The 21,689-nt window shown below is 63.1% G+C and carries 19 protein-coding genes; 12 read left to right on the top strand and 7 right to left on the bottom strand.

Annotation, left to right across the window (positions count from 1 at the left end; all coding sequences use genetic code 11):
• Positions 1–121 precede the first annotated feature (121 nt).
• A complete protein-coding gene (locus SU48_RS13590) occupies positions 122–1,906 on the top strand; it encodes a copper amine oxidase (protein ID WP_082869784.1) in 1,785 nt (594 codons plus the stop codon).
• A gap of 115 nt (positions 1,907–2,021) precedes the next feature.
• Here SU48_RS13590 and SU48_RS13585 read toward each other — a convergent pair whose 3' ends face one another.
• The 3 genes from SU48_RS13585 to SU48_RS13575 all read right to left on the bottom strand — a co-directional run bounded on the left by SU48_RS13585 (position 2,022) and on the right by SU48_RS13575 (position 4,421).
• Entirely contained in the window at positions 2,022–2,879 is an 858-nt protein-coding gene (locus tag SU48_RS13585; RefSeq protein ID WP_231881640.1) for a 4-(cytidine 5'-diphospho)-2-C-methyl-D-erythritol kinase, read from the bottom strand.
• Positions 2,880–3,343: 464 nt separating this feature from the next.
• Positions 3,344–4,084, bottom strand: coding sequence for an RNase H family protein (locus SU48_RS13580; RefSeq protein WP_064015707.1), 741 nt, complete (start codon positions 4,082–4,084; stop codon positions 3,344–3,346).
• A 130-nt stretch (positions 4,085–4,214) separates the two neighbouring features.
• A complete protein-coding gene (locus SU48_RS13575; protein WP_064015706.1) occupies positions 4,215–4,421 on the bottom strand; it encodes a helix-turn-helix domain-containing protein in 207 nt (68 codons plus the stop codon).
• Between the two features lie 50 nt (positions 4,422–4,471).
• On the opposite strand from SU48_RS13575, the gene pyrE reads away from it, so the two are divergent.
• The 6 genes from pyrE to SU48_RS13545 all read left to right on the top strand — a co-directional run bounded on the left by pyrE (position 4,472) and on the right by SU48_RS13545 (position 11,452).
• Entirely contained in the window at positions 4,472–5,044 is a 573-nt protein-coding gene (gene pyrE, locus SU48_RS13570) for an orotate phosphoribosyltransferase (protein ID WP_064015705.1), read from the top strand.
• A 629-nt stretch (positions 5,045–5,673) separates the two neighbouring features.
• On the top strand, positions 5,674–6,720 hold the full coding sequence (locus SU48_RS13565; RefSeq protein ID WP_064015704.1) for a LacI family DNA-binding transcriptional regulator: 1,047 nt from the start codon (positions 5,674–5,676) through the stop codon (positions 6,718–6,720).
• A 58-nt stretch (positions 6,721–6,778) separates the two neighbouring features.
• Complete coding sequence (locus SU48_RS13560; protein ID WP_064015703.1) at positions 6,779–7,792, top strand: sugar ABC transporter substrate-binding protein; 1,014 nt, start codon at positions 6,779–6,781, stop codon at positions 7,790–7,792.
• 181 nt (positions 7,793–7,973) lie between these two features.
• A complete protein-coding gene (locus SU48_RS13555; protein ID WP_082869783.1) occupies positions 7,974–8,954 on the top strand; it encodes an ABC transporter permease in 981 nt (326 codons plus the stop codon).
• 4 nt (positions 8,955–8,958) lie between these two features.
• On the top strand, positions 8,959–9,783 hold the full coding sequence (locus SU48_RS13550; RefSeq protein ID WP_064015702.1) for an ATP-binding cassette domain-containing protein: 825 nt from the start codon (positions 8,959–8,961) through the stop codon (positions 9,781–9,783).
• 196 nt (positions 9,784–9,979) lie between these two features.
• The gene (locus SU48_RS13545; protein ID WP_082869782.1) at positions 9,980–11,452 is read left to right on the top strand and encodes a xylulokinase; all 1,473 of its coding nucleotides are present in this window, start codon (positions 9,980–9,982) and stop codon (positions 11,450–11,452) included.
• Between the two features lie 110 nt (positions 11,453–11,562).
• Here the strand turns inward: SU48_RS13545 and SU48_RS13540 are convergent, their stop codons facing one another.
• A complete protein-coding gene (locus SU48_RS13540) occupies positions 11,563–12,603 on the bottom strand; it encodes a ComEC/Rec2 family competence protein (protein WP_064015701.1) in 1,041 nt (346 codons plus the stop codon).
• A gap of 10 nt (positions 12,604–12,613) precedes the next feature.
• The gene (locus SU48_RS13535; protein ID WP_231881639.1) at positions 12,614–12,991 is read right to left on the bottom strand and encodes a DUF3006 domain-containing protein; all 378 of its coding nucleotides are present in this window, start codon (positions 12,989–12,991) and stop codon (positions 12,614–12,616) included.
• A 111-nt stretch (positions 12,992–13,102) separates the two neighbouring features.
• Here SU48_RS13535 and SU48_RS13530 point away from each other — a divergent pair, with 111 nt between their 5' ends.
• From SU48_RS13530 to SU48_RS13515, 4 genes are all read left to right on the top strand, one after another.
• The gene (locus SU48_RS13530; RefSeq protein WP_231881638.1) at positions 13,103–14,923 is read left to right on the top strand and encodes an ABC transporter ATP-binding protein; all 1,821 of its coding nucleotides are present in this window, start codon (positions 13,103–13,105) and stop codon (positions 14,921–14,923) included.
• A 103-nt stretch (positions 14,924–15,026) separates the two neighbouring features.
• Entirely contained in the window at positions 15,027–16,883 is a 1,857-nt protein-coding gene (locus SU48_RS13525) for an ABC transporter ATP-binding protein (protein ID WP_064015699.1), read from the top strand.
• 131 nt (positions 16,884–17,014) lie between these two features.
• A complete protein-coding gene (locus SU48_RS14240; RefSeq protein ID WP_197474654.1) occupies positions 17,015–17,728 on the top strand; it encodes a hypothetical protein in 714 nt (237 codons plus the stop codon).
• Positions 17,716–18,447: an NfeD family protein gene (locus SU48_RS13515; protein ID WP_157451177.1), complete on the top strand. Its 732-nt coding sequence runs from the start codon at positions 17,716–17,718 to the stop codon at positions 18,445–18,447. Before SU48_RS14240 ends, SU48_RS13515 begins: the two co-directional genes overlap by 13 nt.
• 22 nt (positions 18,448–18,469) lie before the next feature.
• On the opposite strand, the gene SU48_RS13510 is transcribed toward SU48_RS13515, so the two are convergent.
• Positions 18,470–19,669 carry an MFS transporter gene (locus SU48_RS13510; protein ID WP_231881637.1) on the bottom strand — a complete coding sequence of 400 codons (1,200 nt, stop codon included), beginning with the start codon at positions 19,667–19,669 and terminating at the stop codon, positions 18,470–18,472.
• A gap of 351 nt (positions 19,670–20,020) precedes the next feature.
• Positions 20,021–20,599 (bottom strand): NADPH-dependent FMN reductase, encoded by a 579-nt coding sequence (locus SU48_RS13505; RefSeq protein ID WP_064015695.1) that lies wholly within the window; start codon positions 20,597–20,599, stop codon positions 20,021–20,023.
• A gap of 132 nt (positions 20,600–20,731) precedes the next feature.
• Here SU48_RS13505 and SU48_RS13500 point away from each other — a divergent pair, with 132 nt between their 5' ends.
• Positions 20,732–21,637 carry an MBL fold metallo-hydrolase gene (locus SU48_RS13500; protein WP_064015694.1) on the top strand — a complete coding sequence of 302 codons (906 nt, stop codon included), beginning with the start codon at positions 20,732–20,734 and terminating at the stop codon, positions 21,635–21,637.
• Positions 21,638–21,689: the final 52 nt, after the last annotated feature.

Here is a 21,689-nt window from a genome sequence, read left to right as displayed (position 1 = left end):
GCTGTACTCAACCTTTTGTCTGCCTGCACTTCCAGCCGTCCCCTTCATCGTTTCCCCAGAGAGCGGGTGAACCGGGACACCCCGGCAGATCCGAATCAGCTTGGGCGGGCATACTCGCGTGATGCCTGTGGTTACTCTGCCTTCTCTTCCCTTTCTCCTGCCACACCGCCGACGAACCCGTTCTGTGTTGGCCGCGCTGACGCTTGCGCTTGCGCCGCTGGTCCTGCCTGCCTTGGCCCCAGCGTTTGCCGCCTCGGTAGGGGCCGCGCAACTGACCCTGACCACCGACCAGACCGCCGCGTACCTGAACGGTGAAGGCACCAAGTTGGTCAATGCGCCGCGCCTGATCGGGGGCCGCACCATGTTGCCCCTGCGCGAAACGGCGGCGCTGCTGGGCCAACCGCTGACCATCGGCACCGGGCAATTGCAACTGGGCAAACTGGTGATCGACACGCGCGCCAACTCGGCTACGATGGCAGGTCAGCCTCAGCCCGAGGGCAATGTGGTCAGTGCGGCGGGCGTGCTGTACGTGACGGCCCGCCTGATCGCCGACGCCCTGAACGCCAACATGAGCGTGGACGATTCAGGCCGCACCCTGACCCTGACCGCCCTGCGTGACGGCGGCAATCCGCTGGCCCCGCAAGCCCGATTTTCTACCGACAAGAACGTGTACGCGCCTGGCGAACGGGTCATTTTCACCGATTATCCCTTCGACCCGGACGGCTCCGACATCGTTTCGCGGCGCTGGACGGGGCGGCAGGATGCGTATTTTCAGCCCGGAACCTACACGGTGGGCCTGCAGGTCGCCAATGCGCGGGGGCTGCAAAGCACGCCGTTTACCCGTACCATCCGGGTCGAAGGGTTGCCCGTAGACTCCCCCCTGACCTACGCCCTGAAATATGCCGACCCCGGCGAGGCGTTTCCTGATCCGGCGGTGCTGAATTACCCAGCCGTGACGCCGCAAGTCGTGGACGGCCCCAGCATTCCGCTCCTCTTTAGCGACAGCCCCGAAGCGCCCACCCAGAGCGGCGTGCTGTATCAGGACAGCGTGGCCGGACGCGCCCGATTGCTGGCCTATCACCTGAATGCGCTGAACAAACCCGCCCGCCTGTACGTGCTGGCCCGCAACACCGAAAACCGCCCGGTAGAGGTGCGAACCGAGCGGCTGGGCGAAACCGCGCCGACCCGGATTGAAGGCATTCTGGGACAGGTGACGCTGCTGGATTACTTTGCCTACACGGGCAGCCAGACCCTCACCTTGGCCCCCGGCCAGAGCGCCGCCGTGTATGCCAGCCCCACGTTAGGCATCGGCAGCGGCGTCAATCTGATGCAGGACGTGGTGACCACAGGCCGCGTGGAACTGACCTTCCTGATGCTGGAAGACGGCCTGCCCGTCAGCGGCCAACTCGTGCAGCAGTTGCCGTATCTGCCCACTGATGGCCGCCATGTGCGCGGCACCTTCCCCGACGCGGTGCGAACCCTGCGCGTGAACCTGACCAGTTTTCCCGCCCGAATCGTCATTGGCGACGGCATGGTCGACCCGGCCATCACCGGAACCGATATGCTGACCGGCCAATCGGTGCGCCTGATGGGCAATTACGGCGTGCTGTACGACCTAGAAGTGAACGGCGCGGCGGGCACGGCGGTGGCCCTCAGCCCACGCGGAGGCCTGTACCGGGGAGCCATGAACGTGACCGACGGCCCGCTGGTGCAGACCATCAAGATGCCGCGCACGGGAACGGCCCTGTCGCCCAACCAACCCGTGATGCTGTGGCGTGCCCAGACAGACCGCCTGAATATCGATTTCGTGCCCGCCAGCGGCAGCAATCTGCCCATCAGTCTGGTGTTTTACAAGACCAAGATGCAGAGCGGATTTGGGGGGATTTTGAAGACGTATCAGCCCTGAAAACCGTGAGTGGTGAGTGGTCAGTAGTAAGTGGGAAAAGCGGGGTCTGCCAGAAAGTTTCTAGGCAAGCCTCGCTTTTTTCTTTTTCCATCCACCACTCACCACTGACAGCGCCCTACAGCGTTCCCGTCGCCTGCACCCACCACCCCGGTTTTACCCGCGCAATCGCCCGCGCCGCGTCGTGGGCTTGGTCGTCGGTGGCGGCCAGCGCAAAACAAGTGCTGCCCGAGCCGCTCATCAGGGGTGAGCGTAGGCCCGCTTCCGAGAGCAGCGTCAGGGCTTCCCGAATGGGCGGGTGACGCAGGGCCACATGGGGTTGCAGCGCGTTCAGGTAGGGCACAGGGCGTCCGGTGGTCAGGGCGTCCAGAATGGCTTCCACATCCAGTGCGGGCGAGAATTCCTCTTCATCGTCCAGCCAGCGGTAGGCGTCGGCGGCACTGACTTCTACCCCCGGATTCACCAGTACCAGCGGCACACGCGGCACAGGCAGCGGCGTTAGGATTTCGCCCACGCCCTCGGCAAGAGCGGCCTGTCCGATCAAAAAGAACGGCACATCGGCCCCCAGTTTCAGCGCCAGTGCGGGCAAATCTACGCCCGCCGGAAACAGCCGCGCCAACGCCATGAGGGTGGTGGCCGCGTCGCTGCTGCCGCCGCCCAGCCCCGACGCGAGGGGCAGCCGTTTGGTCAGCGTGATCTGTACACCCGTGTCTATGCCCGCAGCATCCAAGTAAGCGCGGGCCGCTCGGAACACCAAGTTTTTGGCGTCGGTGGGCAAGTCCGCGCCCTCCACCGCCAGCGTCAGCGTCGGCGCGGGCCGAATCTCAAGGTCGTCGCCCACGTTCAGCGGCACCATGATGGTGTGCAGTTCGTGGTAGCCGCCCTGCCGCAGCCCGCGCACACTGAGGCCCAGATTCACCTTCGCCGGGGCGAAATAGGTGGTGGGCTGGGTGCGGGTGGGGGCGAGTTGGGTCATCCGGGTCAGCATCCCACACCGGGGCAGGAGGTGTAAGGGGCGGGTTAGGGGGGCTTGCTTCATGAGGGGTGGAGGTTGGGGTTGTTGGTCTTGTCCCACGCCTTCTTCCCCCAGCCCCCGCCCCCAAAGGGTGCAGGGGAGTGTCGCTCCGCTGAGGAGGATTGATCTTGCCGCGTTTTAAGTCGGCTTCCCCGTTCATCTGAAGCGGAATTGCCAGTCGTCTTAACGTTGGAATTGGCCCGCACGTTGCACGCACGACGGCCTTACACGCAGTTGGGCAGGGACGTGGTGGGGTTGCTTTGCCCCTCTCCCCTTGCGGGGGACTCGCAGAGCTGCGAAGCAGAGGGCGCTGCATAGCAGCGGGAGGGGGTGAAGGAGCGTTAGCGATTGCCCTTCCTTAGACCCTCAGACCCTAGACCCTTAGACCAAGCCCCCGAAAACTCAGCCCCTTCCAACCCCTACGCCTACCCCACGCCCTGAAACTGCACCAGCACGCCCTGCCCGTCTGCCGCCTGCCGCGCCTGCGTCAGTTGGGTATGTGCGCCCACCAACAAAGCCCGCTCGGGCCGTTGCCAAAGAGCTTGCGCGATTTTGCTGGCGCGGCGTACCAGCAGGGTTTCTCCGGGCAGGGCCAACGTCACGGCGGCCAACAATGCCTGTGCGCTGGGGGGGACATCCGACAACGGATCGAGGTTCACATGGGCCGTCACGCGCTCGCTGCCCCGGCGCAGGCTGACGCGGGCTTCGGGGACGCTGTGGCGCTGCTCTATCAACACATCGGCGTGCGGCGAATCCAGCCCCGGCGTGTTCAGGCCGCGCCGAGCGTCGTTGGCGAGGTGATGGGCGTCCAGCATATGCCGCCGCGTGCGGGTCACGTAGTCCACTCGCAGCGCGATGCCCCGCGCTTCGGCTTCGTCCTGCACTTCGCGGGCGGCGTCGGCCAGCAGGTGCGGCCCGCGCCCCCGCGCCACCGACGCGATCACGGCTTCGTTGTCGGTATGCACACTCAGGGGCTGGCCGTCTGGCGCGTGCCGCAGGGCTTCCAGCACAGCCCGCAGTTCGGCGGCGTTGTTGTCGGGCGCTTCCAGTTGGCCCTGAAACCGGGCGGGCAGATTGCTGGGCCTCAGCAGCACCAGACCCCAGCCGCCCACGCCGCGCCCGTCGGGTAATTCGTGCCAACTGGCATCCACGAACGCATGGTTCATCAGAGGTTGTCCTTTGGGAGTAAGACCTGTGGAAGTGAGAAAAGACTGATCAGAGCGCAGAGTCTAGGGCGTGTGGCGCGGCCAGATGGTGTGCGCGGCCCGCATCCCCGTAGGCTTAAAGGCTCAGTGCTTAAAGACTGATGTCCAATACCCGCCCAAGCACCTGCTGCGCTTGGAGATGCAGGCTGCGGGGATCGTATTCGCCGCGCTCTACTGCCGCCAACACCTCCGGCGACAGGCCCGCTTCCTGAGCCATCGTGTTTAGCGGAATGCCCAGCAGACGGCGGCGCACACCAATGGCGTGGGGGGGTGCAGCGGGGGTGCTGGGAGTGTCCATACACCATCTTGCCGTACCTGACCCGCCGGGAATGCGATACTGCTTTCATCATGGATGTTCTCGCGCTGTACAAGGAAGCGGGCGCTTACCACGAGGGGCATTTTTTGCTCGCCTCGGGTCGCCATTCACCCAAGTTTTTGCAGTCCACGACGGTCTTGCAGTATCCCCATCTGACCGAGCGAATCGGCCAAGCGATTGCCGAAAAGCTGCGGGAAGCCCACATCGGGGCGCGGCTGGTGGTCGGCCCCGCGATGGGCGGCGTGGTGCTGGCCTACGAAGTGGCCCGCCACACTGGAGGCCGCGCCATTTTCTCGGAAAAAGTGCAGATGGAAGGCGGCAGCAACGCCATGAGAATCCGCGAGGCCTTTACGCTCTCGCCGGGAGAACCGTTTGTGGCCGTAGAGGACGTGCTGACCACCGGCGGCAGCGTCTTGAAAGCCGTCCGGGCCACCGAAGCGGCAGGTGGGCGCTGCGTGGGCATTGCCTGCATCGTTGACCGCCGTAAAGAGGACGGCCCGCTGGAAGGCTATCCGCTGATTGCCCTCACGCGCCTGACTTTCGATACCTACGCCCCCGCCGATGTGCCGGACTGGTTGGCGGAGCGGCCTTTGCAGGAGATTTAGGGCTTTGTAGAAGGAGTTGTTGCCCTCGCGTCTTGCGACGGATTTGATCCAGTCTTTTTGCTTGCTCCTACGTCTTCCCCCACCCCCCAGCCCCCGCCCCCAAAGGGGTCAGGGGAGTGGTCGCTCCGCTGAGGAGGATTGATCTTGTCGCGTTTCAAGTCGGCTAGATCGTTCTTTTGAAGCGGAATTGCCAGTTCATTCCGAAATGGAATTGGCCCGCGCGTTGCACGCACGACGGCCTCACACGGATTCGGGCGGGGACGTGGTGGGGTGGCGATGTCGGGGTTTTAGTTTCCCTCACCCCCTTGCGGGAAAGAGGGTGAACGAGCCTCAGCGATTGCCCTCTCATCCCGGCCTCAACTCGGTACAAAAATTTATCCGCTCTGCCGTACCCGAAAGTCGGGTGCGGTTTTTTGCTGTTCTGGTGCGGATTTTCAGGCCTGCGCTGGCAAGTTTTATTCTCCACCTGGGTTCGTTTCACCTTAATTGGCGGCCTTCATGAAGGTTGACATGCAGCAGACAGAGGGTGCACACTCTGCTTGTCCCAATGTAATCGTTTGCAAGCACCGCTTCTCGTCTGGCAGCGGCCCGCAGTTTCAAATTCCTCCATAAAGGTGTAATCGATTGCAATGTCTAGTATTCAAGATGTCGCCACCCTTGCCAATGTCTCTGCGGCTACAGCGTCCCGTGCGCTTAGTCGCCCGGACATGGTGGCCCAGCCTACCCGCGAACGCGTGCTACACGCCGCGCAGCAACTGGGTTACCAGCCTAATATGCTGGCCCGCAGCCTCCGCCAACGCGAAACGCGCACCATCGGCGTCATCGTGACCGATATCCTGAACCACTTTCACGCCACGCTGGCCAAAGGCGTGCAGGACGCTGCAGACCGTCACGGCTACACGGCGTTTCTGTTCAATACCGACGAGGATGCAGGCAAGGAGCGCCGGGCGCTCGATACCCTGCGTGGGCATTTGCCGCAGGGCCTGATCGTAGTGCCCACCGCCCACAGCCGCGAGAACCTGAAGCTCGTTCCCAATTTGCCCATCGTGGAGCTTGACCGGGTCACGGGCAATCCGGGCGTGACCACCGTGACCGTAGACAACATCGGCGGGGCGCGGGCGGCCACCAAGCACCTGATCGGCCTCGGACACACGCGCCTCGGCATGATCGTGGGCAAGCAGGACATCAGCACTGCCGTGGAGCGCCACGCCGGGTTTCAACAGACGTTGGAGGAAGCCGGAATCGAGTACCACCCCGAACTGGTGCTGCCCGGCGAACACCGCGAGGAAGATGGACGGCACGCCGCGCTGCGCCTGTTGAGCCTGCCCGCCCACCTGCGCCCCACCGCCCTGTTCGTGGGCAACAACGAAATGACGGTGGGCGCGGTGTTGGCCGCCCGCGAACTGGGCCTCAACATTCCCGACGACCTCTCTATCGTGGGATTCGACGACTCGCGGTGGGCACAGACCATGACCCCGCCCATCACGGTGGTGGCGCAGCCTGCCTATGACCTCGGCGTGCTGGCCTGCGACCACCTGATCGCCCAACTGGGCTATTTGCAAGCGGGCCACCTGCAATCTGGCCGCGCCCGAGCTTCCCCGGCCCGCGTGCAACTGCCCACCCAACTGATTGTTCGGCAATCCACGGCTCCGCCCGTTTGCGTTTCAACTGTGTAGGTCTGTTCTGTCCAGCGGCCCACCGCCCTCTCTGGCCCCACCCCACAGGAGAACCACCATGCGTCACTCTAAGCTTGCTGTTGCCGCCGCCACCCTCGCCCTGTCCGCCACCGCCGCCGTCAGTGTGGCCCTCGCCCAAAGCAGCGCCCAGCCTATCATCGGCCTGATCACCAAAACCGAGACCAACCCGTTTTTCGTGAAGATGAAGGAAGGCGCGCAGAAGGAAGCCACCCGCCTCGGGGCCAAACTGCTGACGGGCGCGGGCAAGGCCGACGGCGACAACGCCGGGCAGGTCACGGCCATCGAGAACATGGTGGCCGCCGGAGCCAAAACCATCCTGATCACGCCCAGCGATTCCAAGGCCATCGTGCCCGCGATTGCCAAGGCCCGCGCCGCTGGCGTGATGGTCATTGCGCTGGACAGCCCCACCGAACCCACCAGCGCTGTAGACGGTCTGTTTGCCACCAACAACTATCAGGCAGGCGTCCTGATCGGGCAGTGGGCCAAGCGTGCCATGGGCACCAAGAAAGCCGTGATCGCCACGCTCGACCTGTTCCCCGGTCAGCCGGTGGGCATCGCCCGTCACAACGGCTTCCTCGCCGGATTCGGCACGGCGGGCATCAGCGCCACCACCAGAACTCAGGTGAATACGGGCGTCGCCTGCGCTCAGGACTCCTTCGGGGATCAGGCCAAGGGCCAGACCGCCATGGAAAACTGCCTGCAGCGCAACCCCAACATTAACCTCGTGTACACCATCAACGAACCCGCCGCTGCCGGGGCCTATCAGGCCCTGAAGGCTCTGGGCCGTGAAAAAGACGTGCTGATCGTGTCGGTCGACGGTGGCTGCGCGGGCGTGCGGAACGTGGTGGGCGGCGTGATTTCGGCCACCAGCCAGCAGTACCCCCTCAAGATGGCCTCGATGGGCGTGGCCGCAGGCGTGAACTACGTCAAGACCGGCAAGAAAGTCAGCGGCTACACCGATACCGGCGTGACCCTGATCACCAACAAGCCCCAAATCGGCGTCAAGAGCAGCAACACCACCTTCGGCCTCGCCAACTGCTGGGGCCAGTAAGCCCAAGTAGGGAACGCAAGTAGGCGGGTTAGTTCGCCCTGCTTAGACCCTTTGACCCTAAACCCTTAGACGCCCTCTCACCCTCCCACCCAACCCCTTCGCCACCTCCCAGAAGGAAGCCGACACAGCCGCCGCGCTGGGCTGGCTTCCCCATTCCTATTCCTTTTTAGAGGTATTTGCCATGACCCAACCTGCCACCGCTCCGCCCGCTTCCAAACGTCCGTCGCTGCCCAGCCTGTCTACGCTGGGGCCGTTGCTGGCGTTGCTGCTGGCCTGCATCTTTTTTGCCACGCAGTCTGACCGCTTTTTTACGGGCACTACGCTGTCTCTGGTCTTAAAACAGATTTCTTTTGTGGCTGTCATTGCCATCGGCCAAACGCTGATTATTTTGACGTCGGGCATCGACTTGAGCTGCGGCGTCATCATGGCGCTGGGCAGCGTGGTCATGACCAAATTTGCCGTAGAACTGGGCGTGCCGCCGATTCTGGCGATCCTGTGCGGGTTGGCAGTGACCACGGCTATCGGGGCGCTGAACGGCCTGCTGATCACCAAGCTCAGGCTGCCGCCGTTTATAGCCACGCTGGGCATGTTCGGCATCGTCTCGGCCACCACCCAGATCTATTCCGGCGCTCAGACCGTCACCAACCTGCCCCCAGCACTGAACTTCCTCGGCCAGACCTTCAACATTCTGAACACGCCCTTTACTTACGGCGCAGTGCTGATGCTGATTTTGTTCGGTGTGGCTTGGTTTTTTCTGACCCATACCGCGCCGGGCCGCCACGTGTACGCGGTGGGCAACAACCCCGAAGCCGTGCGCCTGAGCGGGATTCCCACCACGCGCCTGCTCATTAGCGTGTACGCGGTGGCGGGCCTGCTGTACGGCATTGCCGCCGTGATTCTGGTGGGCCGCGTGGGTGCGGGCGATCCCAACGCCGGACAGACCGAAAACTTGGAGAGCATCACCGCCGTCGTGCTGGGCGGCACCAGCCTGTTTGGTGGGCGCGGCAGCGTGCTGGGCACCTTTTTGGGAGCGCTGATCGTGGGCGTGTTCCGGGTGGGCCTCACCCTCAGCGGCGTCAACAGCGTGTACCAAATCCTCATTACAGGCGTGCTGATCATTCTGGCCGTCGCCACCGATCAATTCTCCAGAAGGAAGGCGTAACGTCATGACCCTTCACACCCCCTCCGATTCTGCTGCCCCACGTTCTGTGCCGCTGGTGATGGAAGCACGCGGTTTGGTCAAACGCTACGGTCAGGTCACCGCCATCAACGGGGCCGATTTCGAACTGCGTCCGGGCGAGATTCTGGCCGTCATCGGCGACAACGGCGCGGGCAAAAGCAGCATGATCAAAGCCTTGTCGGGCGCTGTCATTCCCGATGAGGGCCAGATTTTCTTGGACGGCCAGCTCGTGTCGTTCCGCAGCCCCATCGACGCCCGGCGGCAAGGCATCGAGACCGTGTATCAGGATTTGGCGGTGGCTCCGGCCATGACCATTGCCGAAAACCTCTTTCTGGGCCGCGAGATTCTGAAGGCTGGCCCGATTGCCAAACTGCTGAGAATCGTGGACAAAAAGAAGATGCACGAGGAAGCGGTGCGGCATATGCAGGGGCTGCAATTTGCCATCAAGAGCATGAGCCAGCCTGTGGAAACCCTGTCGGGCGGGCAGCGGCAGGGTGTGGCAGTGGCCCGTAGCGCGGCCTTTGCGCGGCATGTGGTCATCATGGACGAACCCACGGCGGCCCTCGGCGTGCGCGAAGGCAACATGGTGCTCGACCTGATCCGCAAGGTGCGCGACGGCGGCCTACCCGTCATCCTGATCAGCCACAATATGCCCCACGTCTTCGAAATCGCAGACCGGATTCACGTTCACCGGATGGGCGTGCGGGCCGCCCTGCTCGATCCCAAAAAGATCAGCATGGCCGATACCGTATCTGTGATGACTGGGGCGCTGAAGCCGGAGCAACTGAGCGCGGAGATGTTGGCGCACTGAGGGCGGCGGTAAGAAATGCGTGGTGGCCGATGGATCTGGCCTGCGAGTACAACTCGACCACGAGAGCTAGATTCGGGCAGGCCCGCCGCCAATGCATCGCGGCGGGCCTGCCTTCGCTCTGCCTGTTGTTGGAGCGATATAGACAGCGGCCAAGCACCATTTCTCTACAGCGCCGCGCCGCACCCAAAATAGAGCCATGACCTCCAACGATCCGGCTCACCCGTTTGACTCGGCCCAGTCTGCCCCCGAAGGCTTGGCCCTTGCCCTCGATTTGGGTACAGGCAGCGTGAAAGTCGGGTTGGTGACGGCGGGTGGCGAGTTGGTGCGGCAGGCCAGCCGTCCGTATGCGGCCACGTCGCCCTCTCCCGGCTGGGCCGAAACCGACCCGGCGGCGTGGTGGGCCGGGGTGGTCGGGGCCGTGCAGGAGGTGCTGGCAGGCCTAGACCCGGCGCGGGTGCGGGCGGTGGGCCTGAGTGGGCAGATGCACGGCGTGGTGCTGGTAGATGCGGGCGGCCACCCCCTGCGCCCCGCCGTGCTGTGGTCGGATACGCGCAGCGCGGCAGAACTGACCCTCTTTTCGGCCCTCGATCCTTCTGTGCTGGCCCGGTTGGGCAACCCGCCCGTCGCGGGTATGGCCGGGCCAACTCTGCTGTGGTTGCGCCAGCACGAGCCAGCGCAGTTGCAGGCCGCACGCTGGGCGCTGCAACCCAAAGACTGGCTGCGCTTTTATCTCACCGGAGAGGTCGCCACCGACCCCTCGGATGCGTCGGGCACGCTGCTGTACGACTTGGTGGGAGGGTGCTGGTCGGAAGAAGTGCTGGAGGTGCTGGGGATCAGTCCGGCAGTGCTGCCGCCCGTGCTTGCGCCAGACGCCGTGGCGGGCAGACTTCTTCCTGCTGCGGCCTCCGAACTGGGCTTGCCCGCAGGCATTCCCATCGTGACTGGAGCCGCCGACACCGCCGCCGCGCTGTACGGCAGTGGCCTGCTGCCCGGCGAGGCGCAACTGACGGTGGGCACGGGCGCTCAGGTGGTAGTGCGGGCCGCCGTGTTGCCCCCCCCGCATCCCAGCCTGCACGTGTTCCGCGAGGCTGAGGGCGTGGGCTGCTACACGCTGGCTGCCATTCAAAACGCGGGCTTGGTGCTGGAATGGGTACGCCGCACCCTGCGCCTGACCTGGCCTGAATGTTACGCGGCGGCGCAGGAGATAGACGCCCAAGTGGACGCTGGGCCGCTGCCCATCTTTTTGCCCTACCTGACCGGAGACCGCACGCCGCACCTCGACCCCCACGCCCGCGCCGCTTGGGTGGGCCTGAACGCCGCACACGACCACCGCCATATGGCCCGCGCCGCCTTCGAGGGTGTGGCCCTGTCTATCGCGCAGGCCGCCGAACTGCTGCCGCTGACGCCGGGGCAAGCGCTGTTTTTGGCAGGCGGCGGCACCGTAGACCCTTGGTGGCGGCAACTGCTGGCCGACTGCTTAGGCCGCGAACTGCACGCCGTCGCCACGCCCGGAGCCTCGGTGCTGGGCGCGGCGCGGCTGGCGTGGGCAGGCATTGGAGTCGAAAGGCCGCCCACACGCCCAGAAGTGACCGCCGTGATCGTGCCGCAAGTGGGGCGGATTTCGGCGGAGCGGCACTGGGCGTTTCGGGCGGCGTACAGGGCGGGCTAAGCGGCGGGAGGTCTAAGGGTCGAAGAAGGGCGAAGCTGTGCCTTGATTCCTTCCCTTGAGGGGGAGCAGCGCGGAGCGATGGGGGTTATGCCCTTACACCCCGCCCGTCCTCACCGATCCGTCGTCACCGTATACGTGCCGTCGCTGTTGCCCGTAAAGGTCACCGTGCCGTTTTGGTCGGTGCGGTAGATACGGATTCCGTTTTGCTTGTACAAATCCAGCGCCGTTTTGGTGGGATGGCCGTAATTGTTGTCGCCCACGCCGATCACCACGTTTTCGGGCCGCACCTGCGCCAGCCACGCTGGGTGGTCGCCGTTGGCCGCGCCGTGATGAATACTCTTGTACAGCTGAAACGGCCCCTTGATTTCCGGGCGGTCTTCTTCCAACCAAGCTTCGGTTTCCGGCTTCTCGCTGTCCCCCGTCATCAGGGCATGAAAATTGCCGAAATCGAGGCGAATGCCCACGCTGTTTTCGTTCTGGTCTTTGCCCATTCCAGCGGGCGGGTCAATGACGCGCACCTTCACGCTGCCCAGATTGATGACCTGATCGTTGGCCTTCTGAAACTTGGTTCCGGAGGCTTCTAGGGCGTCCACAAGGCGCTTCCATGTTTGTGTGGTGGCCGGAATGCCGTTGTTGATGAACAGCGTGGGCTTGGCTTCGGCGGCAGGAACCAGCCCGGCAATATGATCGGCGTCGCCGTGACTGGCGATCATCAGGTCAATTTTGGTGATGCCGTAGGTCTCCATATGCTCGCGCATCCGCTCGGCGCTGCGGCCCCCGTCGTACAGCAGGGTTTTGCCTTCCGGGCTGCGGATGAGGACGGCGTCGCCCTGCCCCACATCCAGAAAGCGGATCGTGACCTGTCCGGTGGGCGTTTTGGCGGTGTCAGTTGTGCCCGTATCGGTTTTGCCGCCCCCAAACAGGCCGCCGCCCGCACACGCCGCCAAGCTGGCAGTGAGGCCCAACACTAGCAGGCCCAGCAGATCAGAGGAACTGGGACGGCCCCGGCCTTTGCCCGTTTTGCCCGCCGTGCTGCGCATCTTTTTCCCCGCCGAAGCCGCTTTGGAGGCAGCAGCTTTAGGAGCCGCCTTCTTAGGGGTAGGCGTTTTTTTGGCCGCTGGCTTCTTCCCAGATTCTTTGGGGGCACTCACAGTGTCATCCTCATAGGGTCATTTCTCCGTCTGCATTGACCGGGAGGGCCGCGCCGCGTGCGTTCCGGGCGTCCAGTTCGGCCCCAGCTTCAGCCCGCCGCGCCTGCGTTTCTTCCCTCAAAATATGGGCCACCGCACCGTCCGGGCCGTCCTGTATACCCAGAATATCCCCCTCCTGCACGCCGCTGGGCAGGGCTGAGAGCAGGATGTCCACTGTGCGGCCACTGGGCAGTTCTACGCGGGCCATGCGGCCAGTCGGCGTATCTTCTATGCCGTCTACCGTCCAGCGTTCGCCTGTCCAGACGGTTGCGCTTGCGGCGGCAGGGGCGGCGGCACTGGCAGTGGGGGCCGGATTCTGTTCCTGCTGGGCTTGCGGCTCATCCTTCACGCTCACAGCGTAGCGCGTGGAGCAACGATTAAGGCCGTTGTGCCCCCTCTTGGCCCCCACTGCGCCACTCGGCGGATGCATCTGCCCCCGCTCCCGCCCTACCCTGACCCTATGACCGCCGCCGCGCCCCCTTCCGACACGCCATCTGCTTCCCCGCCGCCCAAATCGGGGCGGCCTAAATTAGGAGCGTTGGCCGTCCTGCGAACCTACTTGGGGCCGCTGTGGTGGCGCGTGTTGCTGCTGGCCGTGCTGCTATTTACGGCCACGGGCCTGAACCTGATCTTGCCCCAGTTGCTGCGCCAATTCGTAGACGGAGCCAAGCTGGGCGCGGCGGCTCCGGTGGCGCAGTTGGCCGGGTTGGCGGGCGTGTATATCGGCGTGGCGGTGGGCGTGCAACTGCTGACCGCCAGCGCCACATATGTAGGCGCTCGCGTGGGCTGGCGGGCCACCAACCGCCTGCGGGCCGATCTGATGACGCACATGCTCTCGCTGGACATGCACGAACACAAGGAACGTACCCCCGGCGAAATGATCGAGCGCATCGACGGCGACGTGACGGCACTCAGCAACTTTTTCTCTCAGTTCGCGGTGCGTGTGTTCGGGGCCGCCCTGCTCCTCATCGGCGCAATCGTGATGTTTTACCGCGAGAACGTGTGGATCGGGCTGGGCATCACCAGTTTTGTGATCATCACGCTGATCGCCATGAACCGGGTGCGCAAGGCGGGCGTGGAACCCACCCGGCTGGAGCGCGAAAGCAGCGCCAAACTATTCGGCTTCATAGAAGAACGGTTGGCGGGGCTGGACGATGTGCGCTCACTCGGGGCGGGACAGCATCACCTGAACAGGTATCTGAAGGTGCAGCGCGAGTATTTTGGCCGCAGCACTTTTTCTTGGCGGCGACGCAGCGTGGTCTGGCAACTCAGCATGGCGCTGTTTGCTGCCGGATACGTGGCAATTCTGGTGTCGGCGGTGGGCCTGTACGCGGCGGGTGCGATCTCGCTGGGCACGGCTTTTTTGCTGTACCAGTACATGAATATGATCGAGGAACCGATAGACCAGCTGACGCAGCAGCTTCAGGATTTGCAGAAGGCGGGGGCCAGTCTGTTCCGGGTAGGCGAACTCTTGGCCCTGCGCTCCAGCCTGCCCGAAGGCGTGCAGCAGCTTCCGGCGGGTGCTCTGCCACTGGCCTTTAAAGAAGTGGATTTCAGCTACGATCCCACTGACGCTACGGTGCGCGGCGTGCTGCACGGCGTTTCCTTCACGCTGCCCGCTGGACAAACCCTCGGCCTGCTGGGGCGCACGGGCAGCGGCAAAACCACCCTCACGCGGCTGGTGTCGCGCCTGTACGATCCGACCAGTGGCAGCGTGCAACTTGGCGGCCTCGATACCCGCGACCTGAAACTGAGTAGCCTGCGTTCCCGCGTGGCGGTGGTGACGCAGGATGTGCAGTTGTTTCAGGCCAGCGTGCGCGACAACCTCACCTTTTTTGACGACACCCTGCCCGACGAGCGCGTAGAAGCCGCCCTGCACGAAGTCGGCCTGAGCGCTTGGCTGGCCCGACTGGAACAGGGAGTGCAGACGCCCCTGCCCGCCGGGAGCCTCTCGGCAGGTGAGGCGCAACTCTTGGCCTTTGCCCGCGTGATGCTGCAAGACCCGGCCCTGATCATTTTGGACGAACCCAGCAGCCGCTTAGACCCCGCCACAGAAGGCCTGCTGACCGCTGCCATGACCCGCCTGCTGAGTGGCCGCACCGCCATCGTGATTGCCCACCGATTGGATACCGTGGCCCGCGCCGACCGGATTTTAGTCTTGGGTGACGGACAGGTCTTGGAAGACGGCCCCCGCGACGTGCTGGCCGCCAACCCACGCAGCCATTACGCCGGGTTGCTGCGAGCAGGAGTGGGCGCAGAAGGGGAAGGGGTGCTGGCGTAAGGGGCACGGATCGTAGGTTGCCTGCCCTCACCCCCAAAGTTCCAACTTTTGCCCTGTCCATGTTCCACAGTCCACGATCCACACTCTCCCGGAGTTGCCACCCATGACCACCGCCCCCCAGCCCGCCATCCAGCCCATTCCCCAGTCCATCTCCGACAAAACTTTCGCCCTCTCCAAGCGCCTGTTCGTGTACAAACCCGGCCTGTTCGCCTTCAATCTGCTGATGTGGACGATGGTTCACGCCTCGCCCGCGCTGCTGACGTTGGCGATCAGTGGAGTGTTCCGGGAGCTGGAAGCCGCCGATAAACTGCGGTTGGCAGGCACTTCTACCAGCGGAAACATTGAACCCCTGATCGCGGCGGCGTGGGTGGCGGTGGGCTGGTTCGCCTTCGTGCGGGTCAGCCGATTCGGAATTTTTTACGGGGCCTTCCGGGCGTGGATAGAACTGTGGTACACGCTGGACGCCCTGGTGCGGCGCAACATGCTGGGCTACCTGCTCACCGCCCGCCGCGCCCGCCGCCTGCCCGACACCCCTGCCGAGTCCGTGACCCGCTTCCGCGACGATGTGGACGATGTGGCCGGATATACCGAGGTCTGGGTGGACGGCTGGGGTATTTTGGCCTTCTCCATCATCGCCATTGCCCTGATGGCCCAGATAGACCCGCTGATCACGGCGCTGGTGTGCGCCCCGCTGCTGCTGATGGTGCTGTTCGTGCAGCGGCTCTCACCCATTATTCGCAGTTACCGCCGCCGCATGCGCGAGGCGACGGGCCGCGTCACCGACTTTATCGGGGAAACGTTCGGGGCCGTGAGCGCCGTGAAACTGGCCGCCCGTGAAGGCCAGATGGTGTCTCACCTGGTCAAATTGGGCGAGGTTCGCCGCTCTGCCGCCCTGCGCGACGTGCTGCTGACCGAACTGATCCGGGGCGTGAACACCAATATGGTGAATATCGCTGTTGGCTTGGTGCTGCTGCTGGGGGCCAACAAAATTCGCGGCGGGGCGCTGGATGTGGCCGACTTCGTGCTGTTTATCGGGCTGCTGCCGCGCCTGACCGGAAGCATGGGCTTTTTTGGCGACGCGATTGCCCGCCACCGCCGCACCGGGGTCAGCTATGACCGCATGAACCGCCTGCTGCAAGACGCCCCGCGTGACCAGACCGTGCAGCATCATCCGGTGTACCTGCACGCCGATCCGCCGGAAGTGGCCCCCCTGCCCGCCGCCGGGACTGCCGAGGCTCAGCCGCTAGAAGAACTGCGCGTGGATGGCCTGACTGCCCTGCACCCCAGCGGCATGGGCCTGCGCGACGCCAGCTTCAGTGTGCGCCGGGGAGAATTCGTGGTGGTCACGGGGCGCATCGGTAGCGGCAAAACGACGCTGTTGCGGGCGCTGCTGGGCCTGATTCCCACAGATTCGGGTACGGTGTCTTGGAACGGACAACCTGTAGAAGACCCCGCGTCGTTCCTCGTGCCGCCCCGCAGCGCCTACACCGCACAGATTCCCAACCTGTTCAGCGACAGCCTGCGCGAAAACGTGCTGAGCGGCAGCGCGCCGGATCGCTTGAGCCGCGCCGTGCGCTTGGCTGTGCTGGAACCCGATGTGCAGCAGTTGGGCAGCGGGCTGGAGACTCCGGTGGGCGCACGCGGCGTGAAACTCAGTGGCGGGCAGGTGCAGCGGGCGGCGGTGGCCCGGATGCTGGCCCGCGACGCCGATCTGTTGGTTTTCGACGACGTGAGCAGCGCCCTCGACGCCCGCACCGAAGCCGTGTTGTGGGACGGTCTGTTTGCCGAAACCGACGCGACTTGTCTGGTGGTGTCTCACCGCCGCGCCGCCCTGACCCGCGCCGACCGAATCCTGCTGCTGGAAGGCGGGCGCATCACCGATGAAGGCACGCTGGCAGAGTTGCTGGAACGCAGCGCAGAAATGCGGGCGCTGTGGGCGGAAGATGGGGGAGAGGGGTAACTCAGATTCTCCTGAATAGACCGATATGACGGGCTAGTCGTATAAGTGATTATCTTGTTGGGATGACTTACGGAATCTCCACACAGTTCGTACTTATTACGGGGATAGCTCTAACGCTTTCCTCATGCAGCGTGACGCAGACTTCTCGACTGGGAACAGTATTCGATAGAAAGAATGAGACATTAATTTTTACGGGCAAGCCTTTTGCACCTGATGCAGGCAAGTTAGATACGTTTATCGCTGATCAAACGTTTTCCCTGGCGTCATTGCGGGGAAATTTAGGTGGCTACAATCATCTCTATCTACCTATGGGCCAACACCTCAGGAAGATGAACCTGCGAGTAAGTGTAGACGGTCTCTGTACTCAGGGTTGTGCCAACTATCTTTTTTTATCGGGCAAAGCGAAGGAACGAACGCCGGGGGGAGTTTTGGGATTCACCTATGGCTTCTCCAGCTTTGATGATACCGAATTGCTCAAAGAGATTGAAGAATCTGGTTTCAGCCCCAAATGGGGAGCAGTCTATCTAGAGAATTTCCGCAAAAGCAGAGTGCAGGAACTGGCTTTCCTCTACGATGTGGGGGTCAAGCGTGAACTGCTGGACGACGCCCGCCGAATGGTACTTGCCTATGAAAAACAGCAAAGTATTTTGGACATCCCCAGCGTCGACAGAATTTTCTGGGTTCCCACTAGCCCGGAACTCGGCTGCTACGGCGTCACTGATTTGACAGACGACTTCTCGCTGAAACCAGAAGAGCAGAAAAATCTTTTGGATTCAGGAATCTATGTTTTCGCCACCAAAGATGTGAAAATCAAACCAGAGGCAGTAACGTCATGCGTCAAGTAATTTTAGCTTGTGCTGGATTGTTTGCCTTGTCTTCTTGCAGCCTTATACCGCGCCATTTTCAGAATGACGTCAGTGTCAGAGTCGTAGACGAAAAGGTTTATTTTGACGGCTACATCACGGATGCTTCTCTTAAAAAACTTGAGCAGGCGATCACGCCGGAGACCCGTTCGCTTTACATCTCATCTAGCGGTGGGGATATTGAACCTGCTTATAAAATGATGGATTTAGTCATGGGTAACAAAATGGCGCTAGTTGCTACCGGCCCATGCCTCTCTGCTTGTTCCATCATCGCTTCAGGGGCTGCAAAGGTTGTGGTACAACCGGGCGCTTATTTAGGCTTTCATTGGAACGCTGAATCTAATCCTGCCCAGTTGCTTGGGCTCGCCAACTGGAATCAAATTCCAAAAATTGAGGCGTTCATCAAAAAGGAAAGGCAGATCAACGAATCTCTTGGAGTTTCGCAAAAGCTCTACGAAGATGCTTGGCGACTGGTCAACCTCAGGCAGGATGAACATACAGCCTTGCTCGGCGGCCCTGTCTGGCTGCCTACGCTTAAAGAGTTGAAGTGTTATGGCTACCGTGTGGATGAATTCTGGTTTCCTCAAAATGGCGATATGAATCAAATTTCATTCATCAACCGGATAGGGTTAGACGTCTTTACAACAGATATGATTCGTACCAAGACACCGGGATTATCGGAGTGTGTGGGTCAGCAGTAGGCCGTCCTTCCCACCATCTGGCTTACTTCTCTTCCCCCATCCCCCGCAAAGCCCACCGCAGCCCCGCCGCTGTGACCAAGCCCACCGCCATCAGCGTCAGCCAGGGCAGCGTGGGCAGGTTCAGCCTTGCTCCCGTATCTACCAGCAGGCCGCCCAAAAAGTTGCCCAGTGCGCCACCCACGCCGAGGCTGATGGCGCTGAAGCCGAAATAGCTTCCTACCCGGCCTTCTGGAGCAAGGCGGGCAGTGAGAGTTTGCTGGGTGGGATACACCAACATCGTGCCCAACGAATACAGCACCACGCAGGCCAGCAGTTGCGGGAAGGTGACGGCGAATCCCATCAGGCCCAGCGCGGCGGCCACCACCAGCACGGCGGTCACGAGGGCGGGGCGTGTGGGAATGTGGCGCTCCACCAGCCTCAGCAGCGGGTATTGCAGCAGCACGGCAAGGCCCGCGCTCAGGCCGTACAGCGGGCCAGTGGCGGCGGGGCCAGCCAGCGCCACCGCTTTCAGGGTCACGGCCACATTCAGTTGGGTACTCAGCAAAAAGTAGCCGCACAGCACCAGCGTAAAGCGCCGGAATACGCGGTCTTGCAGGGCAATTCGCAGGCCGTCCAAGCTGCTTGCGCCCGCCGCACGCGCTGGCGGAGTCATGCGGGGCAGCGTGAGGGCCAGTACCGCGAAGGCCAGCAGATACACGCTGCCCGCCCACAGCGCCGCCGTGCGGAAGCCCACGCCTGCCAGCCACGCGCCCAGCAACGGCCCCGTCACCATGCCCAAATTGCCCGCCATGCTGATCAGGCTGAACATGCGGCCCCGGTGTTCGTCCCGCGTGACAGCGGTAATAGCCGCACTCTTGGGCGCATCGAACAGGCCCCCGCCGATGCCCGCCAGCACCGACGCGGCCAGCAGCACAGGCAGCGTCTCGGCAAAGCCCATCCAGCCGAAGCCGAGGGTGCGAATCAGGCAGCCCGCTAGAATCAGCGGCTTTGGCCCGATCCGGTCTGCCCACGCCCCGCCAAACACCGTCAGGCCCTGCTGGGTCAGTTGCCGCACGCCCAGCACGAGGCCCACGCTGGCCGCTGCCCAGCCCAACCCATCCACAAAATGCACCGTGATGAGGGGAATGACCAGAAAAAACCCGCCCCACATCAGGAACGTGACGCCGATCAGTCCGAGTTGCGCGGCAGAGGGGCGGAAAGCGGGAGCGGGGGCAGAGGTCACGGGGGAGAGGGTACACCCGCATGGCAAAGGGGACGGGTCAGGCGTTCCGGGTGAAGGGACGACGGTGCATACAACAGTGCATAAAACAGTGCATGCAACAGCAGAGGAAGCACGGGGCCGCCTCTGCGTTCTGTTGGAAAGAGCTGGAGCTTGGCAACTGGAGTTGACGATTCCGGGCGAACCCCCCAGTCTGCTTCGCAGCCAGCCCCCCTCAAGGGGAGCGCAACAGCTTTTGTCCCCACTTCTAAGGGGGGGCGTTGAGAAGCAACGGGGGGGTTAGTTGAAAAGCGAGCGCCAGAGCTTGGGCCGTTGCCTTTCCTTAGACCCTTAGACTGCCCCAGTTGCCGCCGCTTACGCTTCCCGCGCCGCGTTCAGAGCGTTGGCCCACCAGACCACTTCATCCAGCAATGAATTTACGCTGGGGAGCAGATGGGTCAGTTCGGCAATGTCTTTGCCTTGCTGCCACACGGCAAAAAAGTCTCCGCCCTGAATGTTCACGCTGGTGCGGGTGGGGGCCATCTGGAGTTCCACAGCGATCATCCGAAGCTGCTCTATGGCCCGTGCTGCGCCCACCGAGCCGTAGCCCACGAAGGCGGCGGGCTTTTTGTTCCATTCGGTATAAGCGTAGTCCAGCGCGTTTTTCAGGACGGCGGTGGGCGCGTGGTTGTACTCGGCGGTCACAAAAATGTAGCCGTCAAATTCCTTTAGCTTTTGCTGCCAACGCTGCGCCACTTCATTCTGAGAAGGTGCGTAGGCGTTCGAGGCCACTTCATCGAAGAAGGGCATGGGGAAATCACGCAGGTCGACAACTTCAAATTCGGCGTCGGTGCGCTGCGAGGCGAGGCCGGAAAACCAAGCGGTGGGTTTATCGGCAAAGCGGGTGGCGCGGGTGCTTCCGACGATGATCGCAAGTTTGGGCAGACGGGGCATAGTTCTCCTTGGGGCACACTGAGAATGGGGCCGAGGCGTTCGGCCTGTTAGAAATCACTCTACATCAAACGATCAAGCGATTGATTAAGCAAAGTTAATCTTTCACCCGGTGTGGCCTGTACTCTGCTGGCTATGGCCTCTGCTCTGCTGCCCCTTGCCCCCGGTGTGCACTACTTTCCCGCCGCCGTCAACAGTGTGCTGATAGAGGACGGGCGCGGCGGCGCACTGGTCATAGACACCGGGCTGGACGAATCGCACGCCCGAAAACTGCTGCGGGCCATGACCGACGCGGGGTTGCAGCCCACCGGCATCCTGAACACGCACAGCCACGCCGATCATCACGGCGGCAACAGCTTTGTGCTGAAGCGCTACCCAGAACTCAAAATTTTTGCGCCGCCGCTGGAAGACGCCGTGATCACGCACCCGATCTTGGAACCCATCACGCTCTTCGGGGCGCGGCCCCCCGCCGACTTGCAGAACAAATTCCTGCTGGCCCCGCCTAGTCCCGCCCGCCTTGCCCCCGAACCCGGCCTGACCCGCATCGGCGGCGCAGATGTGGAGTTGCTGGAGGTGGCCGGACACGCCTCCATGATGTACGCAGTGCGTGTCGGAGACGTGCTGTACGCTGCCGACGCGCTATTTGGGGCAGAAGCCCTGCACAAGCACCCGCTGACCTTTTGCGCCGATTCAGGTCTGCAAAAGGAGGCGGCGGCAAGATTGGGGGAGTTGGAAGGCGTGCGCGTGGTGTTGCCCGGCCACGGCGACCCGACCCCCGATCTGGCCGGGCTGGTGGCTGCCAACCTCGCCGCCTACGCCCGCACCACCGACGCTGTGCTGCACGCGGTTCAGGCCGGAGCCGCCACCACCGATGAACTGCTGGCCCGCGTGTGCGCCGCCCTGAATATCACCATGACCAATCCTTCGGCGGTGGTGCTGAACCGCGCTGTGGTGGCCGCCCACCTGACCGAATTGCAGGAATTGGGAAAAGTTGAAATGAGCGTGCAGGACAACCGCTTGCTGTACCGGACGACCGAATAGTGGGTCAAGCCTAAAGAATCCACGTATGGGCGCGGCAAGGGCGGGAGGGTAG

Source organism: Deinococcus puniceus (genome assembly GCF_001644565.1).
Lineage (GTDB): Bacteria > Deinococcota > Deinococci > Deinococcales > Deinococcaceae > Deinococcus > Deinococcus puniceus.
This window is presented reverse-complemented; position numbering and strand designations above follow the sequence as displayed.